19 protein-coding genes are annotated in these 21,901 nt (G+C 72.7%); 17 read left to right on the top strand and 2 right to left on the bottom strand.

From position 1 onward, the window contains the following. The 3 genes from BIV25_RS41810 to BIV25_RS51795 form a co-directional block, all read left to right on the top strand. A partial coding sequence (locus tag BIV25_RS41810; protein WP_071377811.1) for an ATP-binding protein occupies positions 1-429 on the top strand: 429 nt, incomplete at its 5' end. Between the two features lie 47 nt (positions 430-476). Next, the gene (locus BIV25_RS41805; RefSeq protein WP_071377810.1) at positions 477-830 is read left to right on the top strand and encodes a hypothetical protein; all 354 of its coding nucleotides are present in this window, start codon (positions 477-479) and stop codon (positions 828-830) included. A 91-nt stretch (positions 831-921) separates the two neighbouring features. Next, entirely contained in the window at positions 922-1,062 is a 141-nt protein-coding gene (locus BIV25_RS51795) for a hypothetical protein (RefSeq protein ID WP_177235618.1), read from the top strand. A gap of 71 nt (positions 1,063-1,133) precedes the next feature. On the opposite strand, the gene BIV25_RS41800 is transcribed toward BIV25_RS51795, so the two are convergent. Next, complete coding sequence (locus tag BIV25_RS41800) at positions 1,134-1,670, bottom strand: HNH endonuclease (RefSeq protein ID WP_071377809.1); 537 nt, start codon at positions 1,668-1,670, stop codon at positions 1,134-1,136. A gap of 333 nt (positions 1,671-2,003) precedes the next feature. Between BIV25_RS41800 and BIV25_RS41795 the strand changes: the two genes are divergently transcribed. The 14 genes from BIV25_RS41795 to BIV25_RS41730 all read left to right on the top strand — a co-directional run bounded on the left by BIV25_RS41795 (position 2,004) and on the right by BIV25_RS41730 (position 20,890). After that, on the top strand, positions 2,004-3,110 hold the full coding sequence (locus BIV25_RS41795) for a mechanosensitive ion channel family protein (RefSeq protein ID WP_071377808.1): 1,107 nt from the start codon (positions 2,004-2,006) through the stop codon (positions 3,108-3,110). Between the two features lie 231 nt (positions 3,111-3,341). Then, positions 3,342-4,553, top strand: coding sequence for an ROK family transcriptional regulator (locus BIV25_RS41790; protein WP_071377807.1), 1,212 nt, complete (start codon positions 3,342-3,344; stop codon positions 4,551-4,553). 50 nt (positions 4,554-4,603) lie between these two features. After that, positions 4,604-5,947 carry an ABC transporter substrate-binding protein gene (locus tag BIV25_RS41785; RefSeq protein ID WP_079177223.1) on the top strand — a complete coding sequence of 448 codons (1,344 nt, stop codon included), beginning with the start codon at positions 4,604-4,606 and terminating at the stop codon, positions 5,945-5,947. A gap of 12 nt (positions 5,948-5,959) precedes the next feature. After that, on the top strand, positions 5,960-6,901 hold the full coding sequence (locus tag BIV25_RS41780; RefSeq protein ID WP_071377806.1) for a carbohydrate ABC transporter permease: 942 nt from the start codon (positions 5,960-5,962) through the stop codon (positions 6,899-6,901). Positions 6,902-6,903: 2 nt separating this feature from the next. Further along, positions 6,904-7,797 (top strand): carbohydrate ABC transporter permease, encoded by an 894-nt coding sequence (locus tag BIV25_RS41775; protein WP_071377805.1) that lies wholly within the window; start codon positions 6,904-6,906, stop codon positions 7,795-7,797. A gap of 7 nt (positions 7,798-7,804) precedes the next feature. Further along, on the top strand, positions 7,805-9,070 hold the full coding sequence (locus BIV25_RS41770; RefSeq protein WP_071377804.1) for a 6-phospho-beta-glucosidase: 1,266 nt from the start codon (positions 7,805-7,807) through the stop codon (positions 9,068-9,070). After that, on the top strand, positions 9,061-10,044 hold the full coding sequence (locus BIV25_RS41765) for an N-acetylglucosamine kinase (RefSeq protein WP_071377803.1): 984 nt from the start codon (positions 9,061-9,063) through the stop codon (positions 10,042-10,044). The genes BIV25_RS41770 and BIV25_RS41765 overlap by 10 nt, the downstream gene beginning before the upstream one ends. 171 nt (positions 10,045-10,215) lie before the next feature. Then, entirely contained in the window at positions 10,216-11,649 is a 1,434-nt protein-coding gene (locus BIV25_RS41760; protein WP_177235617.1) for a hypothetical protein, read from the top strand. Between the two features lie 14 nt (positions 11,650-11,663). Next, positions 11,664-12,695 carry a glutamate ABC transporter substrate-binding protein gene (locus BIV25_RS41755; protein WP_071377802.1) on the top strand — a complete coding sequence of 344 codons (1,032 nt, stop codon included), beginning with the start codon at positions 11,664-11,666 and terminating at the stop codon, positions 12,693-12,695. Positions 12,696-12,748: 53 nt separating this feature from the next. Then, the gene (locus tag BIV25_RS41750) at positions 12,749-14,023 is read left to right on the top strand and encodes a hypothetical protein (RefSeq protein ID WP_071377801.1); all 1,275 of its coding nucleotides are present in this window, start codon (positions 12,749-12,751) and stop codon (positions 14,021-14,023) included. Continuing rightward, positions 14,020-16,503 (top strand): serine/threonine-protein kinase, encoded by a 2,484-nt coding sequence (locus BIV25_RS41745; RefSeq protein ID WP_071377800.1) that lies wholly within the window; start codon positions 14,020-14,022, stop codon positions 16,501-16,503. Before BIV25_RS41750 ends, BIV25_RS41745 begins: the two co-directional genes overlap by 4 nt. 3 nt (positions 16,504-16,506) lie before the next feature. Further along, positions 16,507-17,838 (top strand): PP2C family serine/threonine-protein phosphatase, encoded by a 1,332-nt coding sequence (locus tag BIV25_RS41740; RefSeq protein WP_071377799.1) that lies wholly within the window; start codon positions 16,507-16,509, stop codon positions 17,836-17,838. A 121-nt stretch (positions 17,839-17,959) separates the two neighbouring features. After that, complete coding sequence (locus BIV25_RS41735; protein ID WP_071377798.1) at positions 17,960-19,300, top strand: VWA domain-containing protein; 1,341 nt, start codon at positions 17,960-17,962, stop codon at positions 19,298-19,300. A 33-nt stretch (positions 19,301-19,333) separates the two neighbouring features. Continuing rightward, positions 19,334-20,890, top strand: coding sequence for an FHA domain-containing protein (locus BIV25_RS41730; RefSeq protein ID WP_071377797.1), 1,557 nt, complete (start codon positions 19,334-19,336; stop codon positions 20,888-20,890). Positions 20,891-20,915: 25 nt separating this feature from the next. Here the strand turns inward: BIV25_RS41730 and BIV25_RS41725 are convergent, their stop codons facing one another. Beyond that, a complete protein-coding gene (locus BIV25_RS41725) occupies positions 20,916-21,893 on the bottom strand; it encodes a methyltransferase domain-containing protein (RefSeq protein ID WP_071377796.1) in 978 nt (325 codons plus the stop codon). Positions 21,894-21,901 lie beyond the last annotated feature (8 nt).

Genomic DNA, 21,901 nt, shown 5'->3' with positions numbered 1-21,901 from the left:
CCCCTCCCCCACGAAGACCAGCTCGACTACACCCCCGTCCCCCGCAGCGTCGCCCTCGCCCGTCACCGCGCGGCGCGCCTCGTCACCGAGTGGGGATACGAACACCTCGCCAAAGACGTCGCCCTCGTCGTCAGCGAGCTGATGACCAACGCCCTGCTGCACGGCAGCCTGCGCGACCGGCTCGTCCGGCTCCGGGTCCTCACCACGGCCGCCGCGCTCCGCGTCGAGGTCAGCGACCCGCGCGGCGAACGGCTCCCGTGCCCGCGCGACGCGACCGGCGAGGATCAGTTCGGGCGCGGGCTGACGCTCGTCGAGGCGCTGGCCGACGACTGGGGTGCGGGACCACGGGACGGGGTGGGCAAGACGGTATGGGCACAGTGGAGCCTCGGACTCGCCCTCTGCACGCGGGAGGGACGGAAATGGCGCTAGCGTGGGCCCGTGCCGGAAGGAGGCTGGACGAGCGGAAGGGGCAGCCGATGACCATGCCGTACGCGGACGGGAACGGTCCGCTGATCCCCAAACCCGAGCTGACACTGCCAGCGCTTCGGCAGGCCGTGGCGACCGTCGTTCCCTCGCGCCTGCCCGAGTTCTTCGAAGACCTGCAGAAGGCGTTCATCCGGGCTGGAGACGAGGACAGCGTCGTACCGATCCGGATGTTCTACCACCAGTGGGGCGTCGTGGTCGAGATTGAGCGGCACGCCGAGACCGCCCGTCGGCTGCACGCCGCCGAGCAGGCCATCAGCAGCCCTGACCCGGACGTGCGCGAGCGCGCCGTCCGCGAGGCCGGGGAGATCGTGCGCGCCGCTCACCGCGAGGTCGCGGGTGGCTGACTGGCACTGGGAGCCGTTCCAGGACGATCTCCTCGACGAGCTCCCGGACGCGGCGCGCGCCGAGACCGAGCGACTGGCCGAATAGATCGCCGTGCGTGAGTCGATGGTCTTCCTGGAGGGGGCCGAGCACACCGGGCCGGGTCCCGGAGTGCGCACAGAATCCCGGGGGCTGCTGCTGACGGACGTGCGCGGCGAGCGGATCGTGATCGTGCAGGTCAGCTGGTTCGGCTGAGCGGAACCGGCCTCCCCCGGGCCGCATGCCGAAGACATGCGGCCCGGCACCGTACACAGAAGCCCGGATCGTCAGGCAGAGATGCCGTCGATCCGGGCCAGGGCGTCGTCCGCGCCGTACGGCTGCAAGTAGGGCAACCAGCGCGGGTCCCTATGGCCCGTGCCGATGATGCGCCAGGCCAGGCCCGTCGGCGGGGCCGGCTTGTGGCGCAGGCGCCAGCCCAGTTCGACGAGGTGGCGGTCGGCCTTGACGTGGTTGCAGCGGCGACAGGACGCCACCACGTTGTCCCAGACGTGCTTGCCCCCGCGGCTGCGCGGGATGACGTGGTCGACGCTGGTTGCGACGCCACCGCAGTACATGCACCGGCCTCCGTCGCGGGCGAAGAGCGCGCGGCGGGTGAGAGGAACGGGCCCCCGGTAGGGAACCCGGACGAATCGCTTGAGCCGGACCACGCTGGGTGCGGGGACTGTGACGGTCGCGCTGTGCATATAGGCGCCGGATTCCTCGAGGGAGACGGCCTTGTTCTCCAGGACGAGGATGAGCGCGCGGCGGAGCGGTACGACGCCGAGCGGCTCGTACGACGCGTTGAGGACCAGGACGTGCGGCACGGGTGCCTCCTTGGGCGTCGGCGGCGCGTGGCTCGCGCCGGGACGATCTGAGGTCAGTCTCCCCTCATGCCTGGTGAACGCGCCACCATGTCCCGGTAACGGGCTGGGAGTGTTTTCGACCACACCGGATACATCCCCCGGATCATGGCCTGTTCAAGCCAGGGTGAGCCCCGTCTCTCCTGCGGCCCTCCTTGGCGTATTCGCGCGGGGCACACACAATGCCCCGTTAGTGTGGTGGCCAGTCCGTCCGGTGACCTTTTCGTGACCTTGAAAGTCCCTGGAACCCTGACCGCCCCACCGGTTCGGAACCCGCAGCACCTGGAGGTACCTGCCGTGTCGTCCTTGCCCGTCGTCCTCCTGGCCGCCGGTGCGTCGCCGTCCCCGTCCCCTTCCGGGTCGACGGCACCGGCCGTCCCCTCTCTCCAGGACGCCCAGGAGAGCGCGACGAACGCGGCGAGCTGGGTCGAGCAGAACTGGTCGACGTGGCTCGCGATGGGGCTGCAGATCCTGCTGATCGTCGTGATCGCGGTCGCGCTCAGAGCGGTGGTGCGGCGGGCGATCACCAAGCTGATCGACCGGATGGCCCGGACCGCACAGGCCGTGGACGGCACCGCGCTGGGCGGGCTGCTGGTGAACACCGAGCGGCGCCGGCAGCGGTCGGCGGCGATCGGTTCCGTGCTCCGCTCGGTGGCGAGCTTCCTGATCATGGGTACGGCGGCGCTGATGGTGCTGTCGACCTTCAAGATCAACCTGGCGCCGCTGCTGGCGTCGGCCGGTGTCGCCGGCGTGGCGATCGGCTTCGGCGCGCGCAACCTGGTCACGGACTTCCTGTCCGGCGTGTTCATGATCCTGGAGGACCAGTACGGCGTCGGTGACGTGATCGACGCGGGTGTGGCCACCGGCGAGGTGATCGAGGTCGGGCTGCGCGTGACCAAGCTGCGCGGCTCGGACGGCGAGATCTGGTACGTCCGCAACGGCGAGGTCAAGCGGATCGGCAACCTCTCGCAGGGCTGGGCGACGGCCGGGGTCGACGTGACGGTGCGTTCGGGCGAGGACCTGGACAGGGTCAAGGACACGCTGGACGCGGTCGCCGAGCAGATGAGCAAGGAAGAGCCCTGGAACGAGCTGCTGTGGGGCCCGATCGAGGTCCTGGGCCTGGACTCGGTCGTGATCGACTCCATGGTCGTCCGGGTCTCTGCGAAGACGATGCCGGGCAAGGCGCTGTCGGTGGAGCGCGAGCTGCGCTGGCGGATCAAGCGGGCCTTCGACGCGGCGCACATACGCATCGTGGGCGGCGCGACGGCGACGGAGGACGCGGACCCGGCCCCGGATCCGTCGGCCTCGGTCGCGGCCCCCTCGGCCTTCTCCAACGCGGACTCCCCGCAGGCGAAGGCGACGACGCCGATAGCTCCGCAGCCGCCCACGGGTACGGGCAAGTAGCCGGGGAGCGGCGAGGGCCGCTCCGCGCGGCCGTTCCGGCGCCCCCGAGGTAACGACTCCGTCTCCTCGGGGGCGTTGTCTATTGACGCCCCCTTCGTCCTGGGCTTACGTTCCTCCCACCCCAATAGGAAAGTTTCCTAACAGTGATCTTCCGGCGGCCGGTGAGCGGCACTGGACGTCCGGCCAGGTCACTGAGAAGCTGGGCGGCTGGAGAGGCAGGTGTGGACCCCCATGGCAGGAACCGCCGGTACGCCAGGCACCCCGCGCGTCCTGCGCGCCATGAACGACCGCGCCGCCCTGGACCTCCTGCTGGCGCACGGGCCGCTGTCGCGCACCCGGATCGGCAAGCTCACCGGCCTGTCCAAGCCCACCGCCTCCCAGCTGCTGGCCCGGCTGGAGGCGGCCGGGCTGGTCAGGGTGACGGGGACGAGCGAGGGGCGGCCGGGGCCCAGTGCCCAGCTGTACGCGGTCCATCCCGGTGCCGCGTACGCCGCCGGTCTCGACGTCGCCCCGCACCGCATCCGCGCCGCCGTCGCCGACATCACCGGCCGGACCGTGGGTGAGTACGAACTGCCCACGCCGGGGCGGCACCCGGCGCAACCCGTCGTGCAGCAGGTCACCGACGCGCTCGACGGCGCCGTGAAGGCGGCCGGGCTCGCGCGCCCCGACGTGCACCGGCTCGTGATCGGAACGCCCGGCGCCTTCGACCCGGGCACCGGCCGGCTGCGCTACGCCTCCCATCTGCCCGGCTGGCACTCCCCCACCCTGCTCGACGAACTCGCCGCCGCCCTGCCGATGCCGGTGGAGTACGAGAACGACGTCAACCTCGTCGCCCTCGCCGAACAGCGGCTCGGCGCCGCCAAGGGCCACGGCGACTTCGTGCTGCTGTGGAGCGAGGAGGGGCTCGGCGCCGCCCTCGTCCTCGGCGGCCGGCTGCACCGGGGCTGGACCGGCGGCGCTGGCGAGGTCGGCTTCCTGCCGGTGCCGGGCACCCCCCTGGTACGCCAGGTGGCCAAGGCCAACAGCGGCGGCTACCAGGAGCTGGCCGGCTCCCAGTCCGTAGCGAAACTGGCCCGGGAACTCGGCATCGAGGACCTGCCGTCAGGGCCGCACGCCGAGGTCGCCGCCACGCTCGTCGCCCGCGCCGCCGATCACGCGTCCGGCCCCTACCGCGAGCTGCTCCAGACCTACGCGACCCGGCTGGCCGTCGGTCTCGCCTCGCTCGTCTCCGTCCTCGACCCCGAACTCGTCGTCCTCAGCGGCTGTGCCCTCGCGGCCGGCGGCGAGGTGCTGCGCGCCCTCGTCCAGGCCGAGCTGGAGGAGCTCGCGGCGGCCCGGCCCCGGCTGGTCGTCGGCGACGTGGACGAACACCCCGTTCTGCGCGGCGCGTTGGAGTCCGCGCTCGTCACCACCCGCGACGAGGTCTTCGACACCTCGCGCTGAGCCTTCGCAGCACCCTCTTCTGCCCACCCGTCCCCCCGGGAGACCTCGCCATGCCCGAAGTCATACCCTCCGCCGCCCGAAAGGCGGCTTTTGCCGCCGTCGCCTCCCTGGCCCTGCTCACCACCGCCTGCACGGGCCAGTCCGGTTCGGGCGCCACGGACGACGCCTCGAAGGACACGACGATCAACTTCTGGCACGCCTGGAGCGCGCCGAACGAGGTCAAGGCGGTCAGCACCCTCATCGCCGGATTCGAGAAGGCGCACCCCAACATCCATGTGAACGTCGTCGGCAACATGACCGACGACAAGATCAACCAGGCGCTGCGCTCGGGCGGCGACAGGGCCCCCGACGTCATCTCCTCCTTCACCACCAACAACGTGGGCAAGTTCTGCTCCTCTGGCGCGCTGGTCGATCTGAACCCCTTCTTCAAGAAGTCGGGCATCGACCCCGCCGCGACCTTCCCGAAGACGATGAACGAGTACACCCAGTTCGACGGCGACCGCTGCACGGTGCCGCTGCTCGGTGACGCGTACGGGCTCTACTACAACAAGGCGGAGTTCAGGAAGGCGGGCATCACGAGCCCGCCGAAGACCTGGTCCGAGTTCGAGGCCGACGCGAAGAAACTGACGATCCCGGACGGGGATTCGTACAAACAGCTCGGTTTCATGCCGGATTACCACGGCTGGGAGACCACCACCGAGCACTACTTCGCGCAGTTCTCGCCGACGTACTTCGCCAAGGACGGAAAGTCGGACGTGGCCAAGGACCCGGCCTTCGAACAGGGGTTCAGCCTGCAGAAGCGGCTCGTGGACGAACTCGGCGGGTTCCAGAAGCTGGAGAAGTACCGCTCGACGCTCGGTGACGAGTGGGGCACGAAACACCCCTTCCACACCGGCCAGGTCGCCATGCAGCTCGACGGCGAGTGGCGGCTCGGGATGGCGCTGGCCGCCCAGCCGAAACTCGACATCGGCGTCGCCCCGCTGCCCGTCCCCGACGACCAGGCGGCCCAGTACGGCAAGGGCTACATCACCGGCACCATCGCGGGCATCGCCGCCTCCAGCCACAAGCAGAACGCGGCCTGGGAATTCGTCAAATACATCACGACGGACACGGACGCGGTGGTCGGGTTCTCCAACGACCTGCACAACGTGCCCTCCACGCTCGCCGCGCTGAAATCCCCGAAGCTGAAGTACGATCCCCGCTTCAAGACGTTCCTCGACATCGCCGCCGACCCGAACTCGACCACCTCGCCCGCCTCGATCAACGGCGGCCAGTACCTGGTGACGATCCAGCAGTTCGGATACGACTACGAGAGCGGCAAGGCCACCGGTCTGAAGGCGGGTCTGCGGAAGACGGCCGCGCAGATCGACACGGACATCGCGCAGGCGAAGTAGGCGGCGCGGCCCATGAGTACGGTCACTCTCGCGGCCAAGCGCCGCCGCTCGGCGCTGAAGACGCTCGCCTTCATGTCGCCCTGGCTGATCGGCTTCGCGGTCTTCTTCGCGTACCCGCTGATCTCGACGGTCTACTTCTCCTTCATGCACTACGACGGCTTCCGGCCGCCGACCTGGAGCGGGGGCAAGAACTGGACCTACGTCTTCGAGCACTACCCCCTGTTCTGGCCCGCCCTGCGCAACACCCTGTGGCTGGTCGTGGTGATGGTGAGCCTCCGGGTGGTCTTCGGGCTCGGCGTCGGACTGCTGATCACGAAGATCAAGACGGGTACGGGCGTCTTCCGCACCCTCTTCTACCTGCCCTACCTCGCCCCGCCGGTCGCGGCGACCATGGCGTTCGCGTTCCTGCTCAACCCCGGTACCGGGCCGGTCAACTCGATCCTGGCGAAGATCGGCGTCCCGGCACCCGGCTGGTTCAACGACCCCACCTGGTCCAAGCCCGCGCTGACCCTGCTCGCGCTGTGGGGCGTCGGCGACCTCATGGTCATCTTCATGGCCGCCCTGCTCGACGTACCGACGGAGCAGTACGAGGCGGCCGAGCTGGACGGCGCCTCGGCGTGGCAGCGCTTCCGGTACGTGACGCTGCCGAACATCTCGCCGATCATCATGTTCGCCGTCGTCACGGGCGTCATCCAGACGATGCAGTACTACACCCAGCCCCTGATCGCCGGAAAGGTCGCCTCAGGCGTGATCCAGGGCGCGGGCACCCAGTTCGAGCCCGGCTACCCCGACAAGTCCACGCTCACCCTCCCCCAGCTCGTCTACAACCTCGGCTTCCAGCGCTTCGACTACGGCTCCGCGTGTGTCGTCGCCCTCGTCCTCTTCGCCCTGTCGATGGTGTTCACCGCGTTCCTGATGCGGCGCCGGGGCGGCCTCATCCAGGCAGGTGACTGACCATGGCCCAAGTACTGGACAAACCGGTGGAGTTGCCGGCGCCCGTCTCGGCCGCCGAGCGCACCGCCCGGCGCAGGGCGCTGCTGGAGTGGGTCGCGGTGCACTCCCTCGGCGTCGCCGCCGCGCTGTTCTTCACGCTGCCCTTCGTCTTCGTGTTCCTCACCTCGCTGATGAGCGACAGCCAGGCGCTCAGCCGCGATCTGGTCCCGCACACCTGGGAGTGGGGAAACTACCGGCAGGTCTTCGACACGCCCGGCTTCCTGACCTGGTGGAAGAACACGCTGATCTACGCCGGCCTCGGCACCGTGCTGACCGTGGTGTCGTCGGTCCCGGTGGCGTACGCGCTCGCCAAGTTCCGCTTCCGGGGCCGCAACCTGTCACTCATGCTGGTGATCTCGATGATGATGCTGCCCCCGCAGGTGGTCATCATCCCGATGTACCTGTTCTGGGCGAAGCAGCTGGACCTGTCCGGCACGTTGTGGCCGCTGGTCATCCCGATGGCGTTCGGCGACGCGTTCTCGATCTTCCTGCTGCGCCAGTTCCTGATGACGATCCCGAACGAGTACCTGGACGCGGCGAAGGTGGACGGCTGCGGGGACCTCAGGACGCTGTTGAAAGTCGTCCTGCCGATGGCGAAGCCCGGCATCGCCGCCGTCGCCCTCTTCCAGTTCTTCTACGCCTGGAACGACTACTTCGGCCCGCAGATCTACGCGTCCGAGAACCCCGGCGCCTGGACCCTGTCCTACGGCCTGGAGTCCTTCAAGGGCGCCCACCACACCGACTGGAACCTCACCATGGCCGCGACCGTGCTGGTCATGGCCCCCGTGATCCTCGTGTTCTTCTTCGCCCAGAAGGCGTTCGTCGAGGGCGTCACGCTCACCGGAGTGAAGGGTTAACCCGGATATGAAACTCACCGTGGTCGGCGGCGGTTCGACCTACACCCCCGAACTCATCGACGGCTTCGCGCGTCTGCGGGACACCCTGCCCGTCGAGGAACTGGTGCTGGTGGACCCGGCGGCGGAGCGCCTGGAACTGGTCGGCGGGCTGGCCCGCCGGATCTTCGCCAAGCAGGGGCACGGCGGCCGGATCGTCACCACCGACGATCTGGACGCGGGCGTCGAGGGCGCCGACGCCGTGCTGCTCCAGCTGCGCGTGGGCGGCCAGGCGGCCCGCGAGCAGGACGAGACCTGGCCGCTTCAGTGCGGCTGCGTCGGCCAGGAGACCACCGGTGCGGGCGGGCTGGCCAAGGCGCTGCGCACGGTCCCGGTGGTGCTGGACATCGCTGAGCGGGTCCGTCGCGCCAACCCCCGGGCGTGGATCATCGACTTCACCAACCCGGTCGGCATCGTCACCCGCGCCCTGCTCCAGGCCGGGCACCGGGCGGTCGGACTGTGCAACGTGGCGATCGGCTTCCAGCGTAAGTTCGCGAACCTGCTGGGCGTCGCCCCGGCCGACGTCCACCTCGGCCACGTCGGCCTGAACCACCTCACCTGGGAGACGGCCGTCCGGCTCGGCGGCCCGGAGGGCGAGAACGTCCTGCCCAGGCTGCTGGCCGAACACGGAGACGCGATCTCCGACGACGTCCGGCTGCCCCGCCCCCTCGTGGACCGCCTGGGCGTCGTCCCGTCCTACTACCTGCGCTACTACTACGCCCACGACGAGGTCGTGGGCGAACTGCGCACGAAGCCGTCCCGGGCCTCCGAAGTGGCCGCCATGGAGCGGGAGTTGCTGACGATGTACGGCGACCCCGCCCTGGCCGAGAAGCCCGCGCTGCTCGCCCGGCGGGGCGGCGCCTTCTACTCGGAGGCGGCCGTGGACCTCGCGGCGGCGCTGCTCGGCGGGGGAGGCAGCCCGTACCAGGTGGTGAACACCCTCAACAAGGGCACGCTGCCGTTCCTGGCGGACGACGCCGTGATCGAGGTCCAGGCGGCCGTCGGCCCGCACGGCCCGGCCCCGCTGCCGGTACCGGAGCTGGACCCGCTCTTCGCCGGGCTGGTCGCGAACGTGACGGCGTACGAGGAGCTGGCCCTTGAGGCGGCGCTGCGCGGCGGTCGCGACCGGGTCTTCCGCGCGCTGCTCGCCCACCCCCTGATCGGCCAGTACGTGTACGCCGACACCCTCACCGACCAGCTGATCGCACACAACCGGGAGCACCTCGCGTGGGCCTGACCGCACCCCAGACCCCGACCGTCCTCGCCATCGACGCGGGCAACAGCAAGACCGACGTCGCCGTGGTCACCGCCGCCGGGGAGGTCCTCGCCACCGCCCGGGGCGGCGGCTTCCGGCCGCCCGTGGTGGGCGTGCCGGCCGCGCTGGACGCGCTGGCCGACCCGGTCGGGCTGGCCTTCGCCGAGGCGGGCGTGAGCTCCGTCGCGCACGTCTCGGCGTGCCTCGCCAACGCCGATCTCCCGGTGGAGGAGAAGCAGTTGGCGGCCGCGTTGGAGGCGCGCGGGTGGGGGGCGACGGTGGAGGTGCGCAACGACACCTTCGCGATCCTGCGGGCGGGCGTGGCCGAGCCCCGGGGTGTCGCGGTGGTGTGCGGCGCGGGCATCAACTGCGTCGGCATGCGCCCCGACGGCCGTACCGCCCGCTTCCCGGCCATCGGGCGGATCTCCGGCGACTGGGGCGGGGGGTGGGCGCTGGCCGAGGAGGCCCTGTGGCACGCGGCCCGCGCGGAGGACGGCCGGGGCGGGGCGACGGCCCTGGCCCGCACGCTCCCCGCGCACTTCGGGCTGCCGACGATGTACGCGCTGATCGAGGCCCTGCACCTGGACCGGCTCGACGGCGACCGCCGGCACGAGCTGACCCCGGTGCTGTTCGCGACGGCCGCCGAGGGCGACCCGGTGGCCCGCGCGATCGTCACCCGGCTCGCCGAGGAGGTGGCGGTGCTGGCGACGGTCGCGCTGACCCGCCTGGACCTCCTCGGCGAGCAGACCCCGGTGCTGCTCGGCGGCAGCGTCCTCAGGGCCGGTCACGCCCTGCTGGACGACGGCATCCGCGACCTGCTGTCCGCCCGCGCCCCCAAGGCCGACGTCCGGGTCGTGGCGGCGAGCCCGGTGCTGGGCGCTGCGCTGCTCGGACTGGACCGGCTGGGGGCGGATCCGCGGGCGCAGGAGCGGGCGCGGGCCTGCTGGGAGTCGTGACCGGCCCCACCCGACGGAACCGAACAGCTGCACAGGGCGTATTCATGGTGGGCGCACTCCCCTGTTCATGTGGGGCACACTGCGATCCGATCAAGATCCAGTGAAGGCCGGTGCGGATGCCGGTGCGTGCCGCGATACTGGGCGGCGACGAAGGACCCTGGGGGAGGTCGAGTGACACACCCGCCGAGAAGCAGCACGGCGCCGCCACCGGTGGGCCCCGGCCTGCCCGCCGCCGCGCCGGGCATCCCCCCGCAGCCCGGCCGTCCCGCATCCGTACCCGGCTCGCCCGCCCGGCGCACCGCCTTCGCCGAGGGTGTCGACCGGGTGCGCGCCGCGGCCACCACCGAGCCGGGCCGGCTGCGGATCATCGGGGCCGTACTGGCGCTGCTCGTCGTGGCGTTCGGGGCGAGCGCCGCCTGGCAGGCCGACGCGCGCTCGGCCGCCGCCGACGACGTGCTGCACCGCAGCCAGCCGCTCAGCTCGGGCGCGGCGGACATCTACCGGTCGCTCGCCGACGCCAACACCGCGGCCTCCAGCGGGTTCCTGGCGGGCGGTCAGGAGACGCCGCAGTCCCGCACGCGGTACGAGAACGACATCAACACGGCAGCGAAGGGCCTGGTCACGGCCGCCGCGAACGCCCAGCCCGGTTCGGCCTCCGAGGCCACCATCGCCAAGCTGAACGGGCTGCTGCCCGAGTACAAGGGGCTCGTGGAGCGGGCCCGGACCTACAACCGGCAGGGCTATCCGGTCGGCGGCGCGTATCTGCGCTACGCCAACGAGAAGATGCAGCAGGAGATGCTCCCGGCGGCGGAGGACCTCTACACCACCGAGAACGCCCGGCTCGACGCCGACTACGGCGACGCGACGCCGTACCCCTGGCTCGCGATCGGGCTCGGCGTGCTCGCCCTGGCCGGGCTCGGCTGGGCCCAGCACCGTACCTACCGGCGCACCAACCGCGTCCTCAACCACGGCCTGGTCGCGGCCTCCTCCGCCACCGCGCTCGCCCTGCTGTGGCTGGTCGTCGGCCACGCGGTGGCCCGCGCCGAGCTGAACGGCTCGTACGACCACGGGATCCGCTCGCTGACCGTGCTGCACGACGCCCGGATCGCCTCCCTGAAGGCGCGCGGCAACGAGAACCTGAGCCTGGTGGCGCGCGGCGCCGACACCCTCACGGTGAACGGACAGCAGTACGACACCTACTACTACGACTTCGACAAGGACATGGCCGCCCTCGGCAAGGGCCTGACCCGGGCGGCGCAGCTCGCCGACGACCAGGGCGGCAGCGCCCCGGTGAAGACGGCCGAGGGCAACATGGCGGTGTGGAAGCAGCGCCACGGCGCGGTCCGCGACGACGACGAGAACGGCAACTACCAGCAGGCGCTGGACAAGGTCATCGGCGCCAAGGGCACCACCGGCGAGTGCTTCGACGGCGTCGACACCTCGCTCGCCCGCGCCATCGACCACGAGCAGGGCGAGTTCCAGCGGGCCGCCACCGACGGCGAAGGCGCCCTGGCACCGCTGCCGGCGGGCGCGGCCGTCCTCGCGCTGATCGGCGCGGCCGGTGCGGTGGCCGGCATCGGGCGCAGACTCTCGGAGTACCGGTGACAGGGGGCGGGACGATGTACGCGAGCCGTGTACGGGCCGCCCTGCGCGGCTGGGGCGGGGTCGGCGCGATGGCGGTGCTGTGCGCGCTGGCGCTGGGCTTCGTCCTGCTGCTGCCGTGCACCCAGCGGGCACCCCAGCGGACGCAGCCGGGCGGCCCGTCCGTGGCCCACGGCATCCAGGCCCGCGCCGGGTCCTGCGAGGACTCCGAGGCGCAGGACCAGACGCTGTCGCCGTCCGGCGCGGACGGGCCGACGATCGACGCGATCAAGGCCCGTACCGGCGAGCGGCGCAAGCTGATCGTCGGCGTCGACCAGAACAGCTACCGCTGGGGCTACCGCAATCCGAACACCGAGGGCGCGGAGCTGGAGGGCTTCGACATCGACCTGGTGCACCGGATCGCGCAGGACATCCTCGGCGACCCGGACGCCGTGCAGTTCAAGGCGATCCCGACCAACCAGCGGATCTCCGCGATCCAGGACGGGCGGGTCGACATGGTCGTACGCACCATGACGATCACCTGCGAGCGGCTGGGCCAGGTCGCGTTCTCCGCGCCCTACTTCAAGACCGGCCAGCAGGTCCTCGCGCCCAAGTCGTCGTCCATCACCGGCTACAACTCCTCGCTGGCCCACAAGAAGGTGTGCACGGCGTCCGGTTCGACGGCGTACACCAAGCTGTCCGACGACCTGAAGTCCGGCACCCTGCCCTCCTCCACCGACATCTCCACCACCGTCCCCAACCAGCTGGACTGCCTGGTCCGGCTGCAACTGGGCGAGGCGGACGCGGTGGTGACCGACGGCGCCCTCGCCGCCAGCCAGGCCGCGCAGGACCCGACCGTGGAACTCAAGGGCGCGCCGTTCACGACCGAGTACTACGGAGTGGCGATGAAGAAGGACGCGGCCGATCTGGTGCGCCGGGTCAACCGCGTGCTCGTGGACTACCGCGCGAACGGCTGGCAGAACTCGTACGACACCTGGCTGTCGGCGACACTGGGTAAGGACTCGACGGCGTCGAAACCGCCCGCGCCGCGCTACCTGCGCACCAGTTGACCCCGTTCGACCCCCCTACCCGACTTGGACCCCACAGCAGCGAGAGGTGATCGATGGGCGTCACGGACCCCGCCGGGCCGGTGATGGACCGGGACGAGGTGGACCGTGCGCTGGCGCGGCTCGGCCAGGAGCACGAGGCGATCGAGACCTCGCTGCTGGCCCTGCAGGACCACGCGGGCCGCAGACTCCTCGAAGGCGCCGAGCTGACCGGCGTCACGAAGGAGCGCTGGCAGGGCGCCGAGGACCGGATCACCCGGCTGTGGACGTACTTCGACGCCTACGCGGCCGCGCTGCGCTCCGCCCACGACATCCGCGCCCGGCGCCGCTGGTCCAGCCGGGAGGACCTGGCCGAGCTGACCGAACTGCTGCGCGGCGAGGGCGTGACGGTCGCCGGGGAGAGCACGCTGAGCGAGTCCTTCTCGCTGGCCGCCCTGGTCGACCGGATGAACGAGCTGTACGCGACGAGCCTGGACCTGGTCGTCGCCGCCGACGCGGTGTGGTCGGCGCTGCCCGCCCGGATCGATTTACTCGCCGCCGAGCTCCGGCGCACCCGCGAACTCGCGCACTCCGTCGGCGTGCGCCCCGGCGAGCATCCGGCGGGCGACGACCTGGAGCGGATCACCCGCATACTGACGAAGCTGCGCGAGGACGTCGTCTCCGACCCGCTCGCGTTCTGGCTGCCGGCCGAGGGCAGTTCGGCGCCCGGCGGCGGCCGTCCGGACACCACGGTGTACGACCGTGAGGCGCGCGCCCTGGAGGACGTGCGCCGGGAGATCGACGCCGTGCTGACGGTCCGGCAGGACGCCGAGCAGCGGCTGATCCGGCTGCGGGACGTGCTCTCGCGCGCCGACCGCACGCTCGCCGAGGCCCGCACGGCACGCGGCGAGGTGCTGGCGAAGATCGCGGCGACCGAGGTGCCGGTGGTCAGCGGCCCGCCGACGGTGCTGCAGGAGCAGCTGGCAGCGGCCGCCGAGTACCGCAGGCAGGCGCAGTGGCACCGGCTCTCCCCACTGCTGGAGTCGCTGGAGGAGAAGGCCGAGGACGAACTGCTGCGCGCCCGCGAGTCGTTGACGGCGGTCACCGCGCCGCTCGCGGTCCGCGCCGAGCTGCGCGGCCGGCTCGACGCCTACAAGGCGAAGGTGGCCCGGCACGGGCTGGCCGAGGACCCGTTCCTGATCGAGCGGTACGACGCGGCCCGCCGCATGCTGTGGAGCGCGCCCTGCGATCTGCGGGTCGCCGAACAGGCCGTGCTGCGCTACCAGCGGCTGGCCGCCGATCTGCTGGGCGGGACGGGCACACCGCGGGACCGTGAGGGGGACCAGTCATGAGTCAGCCGGGGCAGAGCTGTCAGCGGCCGGGCTGCGAGGGATCGTACGACGACGTCGGCGGCGGCGAGCTGTACTGCGACACATGCGGGCTCGCGCCGGTCGTCTCCGCTGGGGGTCCCCCCTCTGGGGGAGGCATGGTCGGCTCGGCACCCACCGGGGTCACCAAGGGCGCGGTGGACAGCGGCAGTTCGCGCTCCTCGTCCCAGTCGTCCCAGTCGTCCCGGTCGTCCCAGTCGTCCAAGTCGCGCCGCTCCGTGTCCGGGCGGTTGTCACGGTCCTCGTCGGGCCGCTCGGTGTCGGTGCGCAGCTCCGGTTCCTCGTCGGGGACGCCGACGCGCGGGCGCCTCGGCGCCGGGCTGGTCAGCGTGCCGCAGGTGCCGCGCCCCGACCCGCGCGCGATGGTGCTGGACAACCCGGAGGTGCCCGAGCGCAAGCGGTTCTGCTCGCGCGCGGACTGCGGGGTGCCGGTCGGCCGGGCCCGGGGCGACCGGCCGGGCCGCACGGAGGGTTTCTGCACCAAGTGCGGGCACCCGTACTCCTTCGTGCCGAAGCTGAAGGCCGGGGACGTCGTGCACGGCCAGTACGAGGTCGCGGGCTGTCTCGCGCACGGTGGTCTGGGCTGGATCTACCTCGCCGTGGACCGGGCGGTGTCCGACCGCTGGGTGGTGCTCAAGGGCCTGCTGGACACCGGCGACCAGGACGCGATGGCGGCAGCGATCTCCGAGCGGCGCTTCCTCGCGGAGATCGAGCACGCCAACATCGTGCGGATCTACAACTTCGTCGAGCACCTCGACCAGCGCACCGGCTCCCTCGACGGCTACATCGTCATGGAGTACGTCGGCGGAAAGTCCCTGAAGGAGATCGCCAACGCCCGCCGCACCCCGGAGGGCCGCCGCGACCCGCTGCCGGTGGAACAGGCCTGCGCCTACGGCATCGAGGCCCTCGAAGCCCTCGGCCATCTGCACAGCCGCCACCTCCTGTACTGCGACTTCAAGGTCGACAACGCCATCCAGTCCGAGGACCAGCTCAAGCTGATCGACATGGGCGCGGTGCGCAGGATGGACGACGAGGAGTCGGCCATCTACGGCACGGTCGGCTACCAGGCGCCGGAGGTCGCCGAGGTCGGCCCGTCGGTCGCCTCCGACCTCTACACGGTCGGCCGCACCCTCGCCGTGCTCACCTTCGACTTCCAGGGCTACACGAACGTCTACGCCGACTCCCTGCCCGACCCGGAGACCATCGACGTCTTCCGCCGCTACGAGTCCTTCTACCGGCTCCTGGTCCGCGCCACCGACCCCGACCCGGCCCGCCGCTTCGGCTCCGCCCAGGAGATGGCCGAGCAGCTGACCGGGGTGCTGCGTGAGGTCGTCTCCCTCCAGACCGGCCAGGCCCGGCCCGCGCTGTCGACGCTGTTCGGGCCCGAAGTCAAGGTCACCGACCGGGAGTTGTTCCCCCGGCTGGACGAGAACGTGTCCCGGCTGGGCGCCCGGCAGGTGCGCAGGGCCGCGCCCACCGCCCCCGCGCTGCCCCCGGCCTCCCTGGTGAAGCCCGTCGACACGCCCGCCGGCGCGCTCGCGCTGCCGGTGCCGCTGGTCGATCCGGGCGATCCCAACGCCGGTTTCCTGGCGGGCCTCATGACCTCCGCGCCCGCCGAGCTGCTCGGCGCCCTCGACGCGGCGCCGACGCAGACCGTGGAGACCCGGCTGCGCCGGATCCGGGCGCTGCTGGAGAGCGGCGAACGGCACAGCGCGCTGACGAGCCTCGCCACGCTGGACGAGCAGCGGCCGGACGACTGGCGGGTGGTCTGGTACCGGGGGCTGGCCGCGCTGGTCACCGGCGACTTCGAGGGCGCCGCGCTCGCCTTCGACGCGATCTACGACGCCTTTCCCGGCGAGGCCGCGCCCAAGCTGGCGCTCGGCCTGTGCGCGGAGGTGCTGGGCCAGCTGGACAACGCGGCCGAGTACTACCGGCTGGTGTGGGCGACCGACCCGAGCTTCGTCAGCGCCGCCTTCGGGCTCGCCCGGGTGCGGCTCGCGGCCGGGGACCGGCACGGCGCCGTGCGGACCCTGGAGTCGGTGCCGGAGTCCTCCATCCACTTCACGGCCGCCCGGGTCGCCGCCGTCCGGGCCCGTCTCAGACATCGCACAGCGGGCGCGGGCGACGTACCGTTCCTGGACGACTTGACCGCCGCCGCCGGGCAGGTCGAGGCGCTCGACGCGTACGGGCTGGATCCGGCGCGGCGCGAGCAGTTGGCGGCGGAAGTCCTCGGCTCGGCGCTGGACTGGATACTCTCCGGAGGCCAGGGCGCCGTGCCGGCCGCCGGCGGGCGGGTGCTGCTGGGCAGCGGTCTGGACGAGCGGGGCCTCCGCTTCGGCCTGGAGCGCGCCTACCGCACGCTGGCCCGGCTGGCGCCCGGCGGCGAGGAGAGGATCGAACTGGTGGAACGGGCCAACCGTTACCGCCCCCGGACGTGGGTGTAGTTGATGTCGCAGATGCCCCAGCAGGCCGCACTGTCGAAGTGCCCGAGCTGCGCGGAGCCCGTGGAGCCGGGTGACCACTTCTGCGGAGCGTGCGGGTACGACCTCTCCGTCGTACCGGCGCCGCCGCAGGACCAGCCGACGCTGACCATGACCGGCGCCGCCGGGCACGACAGAGACGCGGGGGACGGCGTCGACTGGCCCGCCGCCGAGCCCGAGGGCTCCGGCGCCCCGGACGCGGTGCATCTGCCGAGCGATCTGCCGGGCACGGACTCCGGTGACACGCCCCTGCCCGAGCACGGCGCCGAGGAGGCGCGGCCCGGTTCCGGGGTGTGCTTCGACCGGCCCGCCGAGCCCGAGGAGTACCCGTTGCAGGCGCCCGACCCGCGCGTGGCCGCCGAGGCCGCCGCGGAGGAGGAGCCCGCGCAGGTGTGCGTGGCCTGCCGGGCGGGCCGGGTGGACAGCGACGGCTACTGCGAGAACTGCGGGCACGCCCAGCCCCGCGAACGCGACCACGTGGAGCGCGAGTCGGGCCCGATCGCCGCCGTCAGCGACCGCGGGCTGCGCCACCACCGCAACGAGGACGCCTTCTCCGTCGGCCGCACCGCGCTGCCCGACGGCACTCCGGCCGGCGTCGCGATCGTCTGCGACGGCGTCTCCTCGGCCACCCGCCCCGACGACGCCTCACTGGCCGCTGCCGAGACGGCCGGGGACCTGCTGCTGGCCGCCCTGCCGCGCGGCACGCATCCGCAGGCGGCCATGCACGAGGCGATCGTCGCGGCCGCGCAGGCCGTCGACGCGCTCGCCGAGGAACCGGCCACGGCCCGCGAGCACGCCCCGCACCAGAACGCGCCCGCCTGCACGATCGTCGGCGCGGTGGTCACGCCGGGGCTGCTGGTGGTCGGCTGGGTCGGCGACAGCCGCGCCTACTGGGTGCCGGACGACCGCAGCGCGCCCCCGGCCCGGCTCACCGAGGACGACTCCTGGGCCGCGCAGATGGTCGCCGCCGGGCTGATGAGCGAGGCCGAGGCGTACGCCGACGAGCGCGCCCACGCGATCACCGGGTGGCTCGGCGCGGACGCCTACGAGCTGGAGCCGCACACCGCGTCCTTCAAACCGGACCGGCCCGGTGTCGTCATCGTGTGCACCGACGGCCTGTGGAACTACGCCGAGACGGCCGGGGAGATGGCCGAGGCCGTACCCGCGGACGCGGCCGAGCGCCCGCTGCACAGCGCCCGGGTGCTGGTCGGCCACGCGCTGGACGGCGGGGGCCACGACAACGTAACAGTGGCCGTCGTACCGTTCCCGGCACCGGCCCAGGGGGCAGGATCGGCCTGAGGCCCCGGGCCCGGGGCCACGGGCCCGGGCCACGGGCCGGAGGGGAACGGCCGGAGGGGACCGGCCCGTTCACAGCCATCGCCCTGCGTCAGCAGGGCGTTCAAGGGGGATTTGAGTACGTATGGCCAATTTCTCGAAGTCGAACGTGCCGCAGTTCTCCATGGACGTCTACCAGAACGAGTACCTGCCGGAGGGCGGGCGCGAGGTCAACGCCATCGTCACCGTGACCGCGACCGGCGGCGGCACGACCGGCGGCGCCACGGCCCCGGCGTACCCGCAGGGCCGCGGCCCGTCCGCGGCCGTGGCGCTCATGGTCGACTGCTCCGGCTCCATGGACTATCCGCCGACCAAGATGCGGGGCGCCCGCGACGCCACGGCCGCCGCGATCGACACGCTGCGCGACGGCACGCACTTCGCGGTGATCGGCGGCACGCATGTCGCGCAGGAGGTCTATCCGGGCGACGGACGGCTCGCGGTGGCCGACCGCGCCACCCGCGAGCAGGCCAAGCAGGCGCTGCGCAAGCTGAGCGCGGGCGGCGGTACGGCGATCGGCAGCTGGCTGCGGCTCGCCGACCGGCTGCTGAACTCGGCGGACGTCACGATCCGGCACGGCATCCTGCTCACCGACGGCCGCAACGAGCACGAGTCCCCACAGGACCTGCGGGCGACCCTGGAGGCCTGCGCCGGACGGTTCACCTGTGACGCGCGGGGCGTGGGCACCGACTGGGAAGTGAAAGAAGTCACAGGGATCGCCTCAGCGCTCCTCGGCGGCGCCGACATCGTCGCCGATCCGGCGCATCTGGCCGCCGACTTCACACGGATGATGGAGGCGGCGATGGGCAAGGAGGTCGCCGACGTCTGTCTGCGGGTGTGGACGCCGGTCGGCACGACCATCCGGTTCGTCAAGCAAGTCGCGCCCGCCGTCGAGGACTTGACCGCCCGCCGCGCCGAGGCGGGCCCGCGCGCCGGGGACTATCCGACCGGCTCCTGGGGCGACGAGTCCCGCGACTACCACCTGTGTGTCGAGGTCCCTGCGGCCGGTCTCGGCCAGGAGATGCTCGCCGCCCGGGTCTCGCTGGTCGTGCCACAAGGGGACAGTTCGGTACAGAACCTGGGGGCTCAGGGTCTCGTGCGGGCGGTGTGGACCGACGACATGACGGCCTCCACCTCGATCAACCCCCAAGTCGCCCACTACACCGGGCAGGCCGAACTGGCACACGTCATCCAGAAGGGCCTCGATCTCCGCAAAGCGGGAGATTTCGATGGTGCAACGGCCAAACTGGGACGTGCCGTTCAGCTCGCCAGCGTCTCCGGAAACGCGGACACTGCGAAACTGCTTGCGAAGGTGGTGGACGTGGTCGACGCCGCGACAGGTACTGTGCGGTTGAAGACGAGGGTTGCCGAGGCCGACGAGATGACTCTGGAAACCCGGTCCACAAAGACTGTTCGTGTAAAGAAGTAGCCCTGGAAACGTAGGAGAAGGGGAAGCGCCGACATGCCGACCTGCCCGAACGGACACCAGTCGGGTTCCGACGACTGGTGCGAGGTCTGCGGTCACCGCATGGCCGGTGCCGTACCTCCGCCCCCGCCCCCGCCGCCGCCCGCCGGCGGTTACGGCTTCCCGCCGCCGCAGGGCGGCCCGGCCGGCGGCCGCCCGCCCGCCGGGGCGGCCCCGGAGCCCGAGCTGTGCCCGCAGTGCCGTACGCCCCGCGAGGGCGGCGCGCCCTTCTGCGAGGAGTGCCGGTGGAACTTCCTCACCAACACGGCCACCTCGTACACCCCGGCCGCCCCGCGCCCGCCCCAGCCCCGCTTCGAGCCGCCGAGCGCGACGTACGGCGGCGGTGCCGGGTACGAGTACCAGGGCTCGCGGCCCTCGCAGGTGAACCGGCCCGCCGAACCGATCCCGTCGTTCGGCAGCGAGCCGTCGGGACCGACGCCGTTCGGCGGCGGGCAGCTTCCGGGCCAGAGCCAGGGTCCGGGTCAGGGTCCGGGTGACCCGCCCGGTCCTCCGGCCTTCGGCGCCGGTCCCGGTCAGGTGCCGGGTCAGCGTCCCGGCGGCGTCGGTGGCCCCGGCGGTCCGGGGACGCCGTCCGGTCCGGCTGGTGCTCCCGGTTTCGGCGGCGGTCAGGTGCCCGGACCCGCCGGCCCGTCCGGCCCGTCCGGCTTCGGTGCGGGCCCGGGTCAGGGCCCCCACGGTCCCGGCGGCCCCGGTGGTCCTGGCGGTCCCGCGGGTACGCCGTCGTTCGGCGGTGGTCCCTCCGTTCCCGGTGCCCCCACTCCTCCCGGCGGCCCCTCGGGCTTCGGCGCCGACCCCTCGCGTCCGGTGCCCCCGCCGCCCGGTCCGACCCCGCCCGCCGGTCCCGGCGGCGCCCCGCAGGCGTTCCAGCAGTCCGGCCCGCCCGCGCCGCCCGCCTTCCCGGGCGAGACCACCCGGCCCCCGGCCGGCGGCCCGCCCGGCGGCCCCTCCTTCGGCGGCGGTGAGGACGACTGGGTGCTCTCCCCGCCGTCGTCCGCCGGTCCGGCCGGGCCGGGACAGGGTCCGGTGCCCGGCGGCCCCCAGGGCGGCCCCGGCGGCGGTTACGGCTACCCTCAGCCCGGCGCCCAGCCGCCCGTGCCCGGCGCCGGCTTCCCGCCGCCCGCCGGTCCGGCGACCTGGACGGCGACCATCGGCCCGGACCGCGAGTACTTCATGGCGATGATGCAGCGCTCGGGCCCCGAGGCCGCGGGGCTCAACCTGCCCGCGTACTCGCCCGAGCAGCAGCGCACGCTCAGCGGCAACCAGGTCACCATCGGCCGCCGCCGGCACTCCACCGGCGACACCCCCGACATCGACCTCGCGGTGCCGCCGGAGGACCCGGGCGTCTCGCATCAGCACGCGGTGCTGGTGCAGCAGCCGGACGGCACCTGGGCCGTCGTCGACCAGAACTCGACGAACGGCACCACGGTCAACCTCTCCGAGGAGCCGATCCAGCCGTTCGTACCGGTCCCGTTGCAGGACGGCGACCGGGTGCACGTGGGCGCCTGGACGACGATCACCGTCCGCCGCGGCTGAGGAGCCGGGCGCGGCCGGGCACGCGTCACGGCAGGGGCCAGCCGTACGGCCCCCGCGGGTCGTCCAGCCACGCCCAGGCGCGCCCGGCGCCGACCGTGACGCCGTAGCGCTCGCGCCCGGGCATGCCCTCGCGCTCCCACAGCGCGCAGGCCTCCCGCGGCTCCAGGACGCACCGGGTCAGCGCGAGCAGGAAGCGGAACGTGTCCTGCTCGCGGACCCGGCCCGGCAGCCCGGCGAGCGACGCCCCCCGCGGCTGTGCCCGCCGCTCGCCGCGCAGCGGTACGAAGGAGGCGGCCGACGACAGGAAACGGCCCTCGGCGTGGGCGCGGTCCCGGACCGTGAGGACCAGCAGTCCGGTGGCCAGCGGGGTCAGGACGCGGGCTCCGGGGCGGCACTGGGCGAGCCAGGCGCGCGGGATCGTGGGCAGCGCGCAGGTGGCGATGATCCGGTCGAAGAGGGCGCGTTCGGGTACGCCGCGCGCGCCGTCGCCGGTGGCGACGAACGGACGGTGCCCGGCCGCCGCCAGATGCCGGCGGGCCGACTCGGCGATCTCCGGTTCCAGGTCGATCGTGGTGACGAGGTCGTCGTCGCCGAGCCGGTGCGCCAGCAGGGCCGCGTTGTAGCCGGTGCCGGCACCCACCTCCAGCACCCGGTTCCCGTCCCCGACGCGCAGCGCGGCCAGCATCCGGGCCATCAGGGAGGGCCGGCTGCTGGAGGAGAGCAGTTCGCCGTCGCGCAGCCGGGTGGCGAGCGGAACGTCCGCGTAGACACCGCGCAGCCACTCCTCGCGGGCCCGCGGGTCGGGGCTCTCGCCCCAGCGGCGCCGGTGACCGCCGCGTCCGGCGACGTAGTAGTACGGCACGAACAGATGCCGGGGCACGGCGGCGAACGCCGCCCGCCACACCGGGTCCTCGGCGAAGGCCCCGCCGGCGTCGATCTCCCGCACCAGCGCGGCCCGCGCGGCGGCGGCCCGGGCGGCGGTCCCGGTGTCGTACGCACCCATGCGACCAC

This window comes from Streptomyces sp. MUSC 14, from assembly GCF_001866675.1.
Taxonomy (GTDB): Bacteria; Actinomycetota; Actinomycetes; order Streptomycetales; family Streptomycetaceae; genus Streptomyces.
The sequence above is the reverse complement of the archived record's forward strand: the minus strand, read 5'-3'. Positions and strand labels throughout refer to the sequence as shown.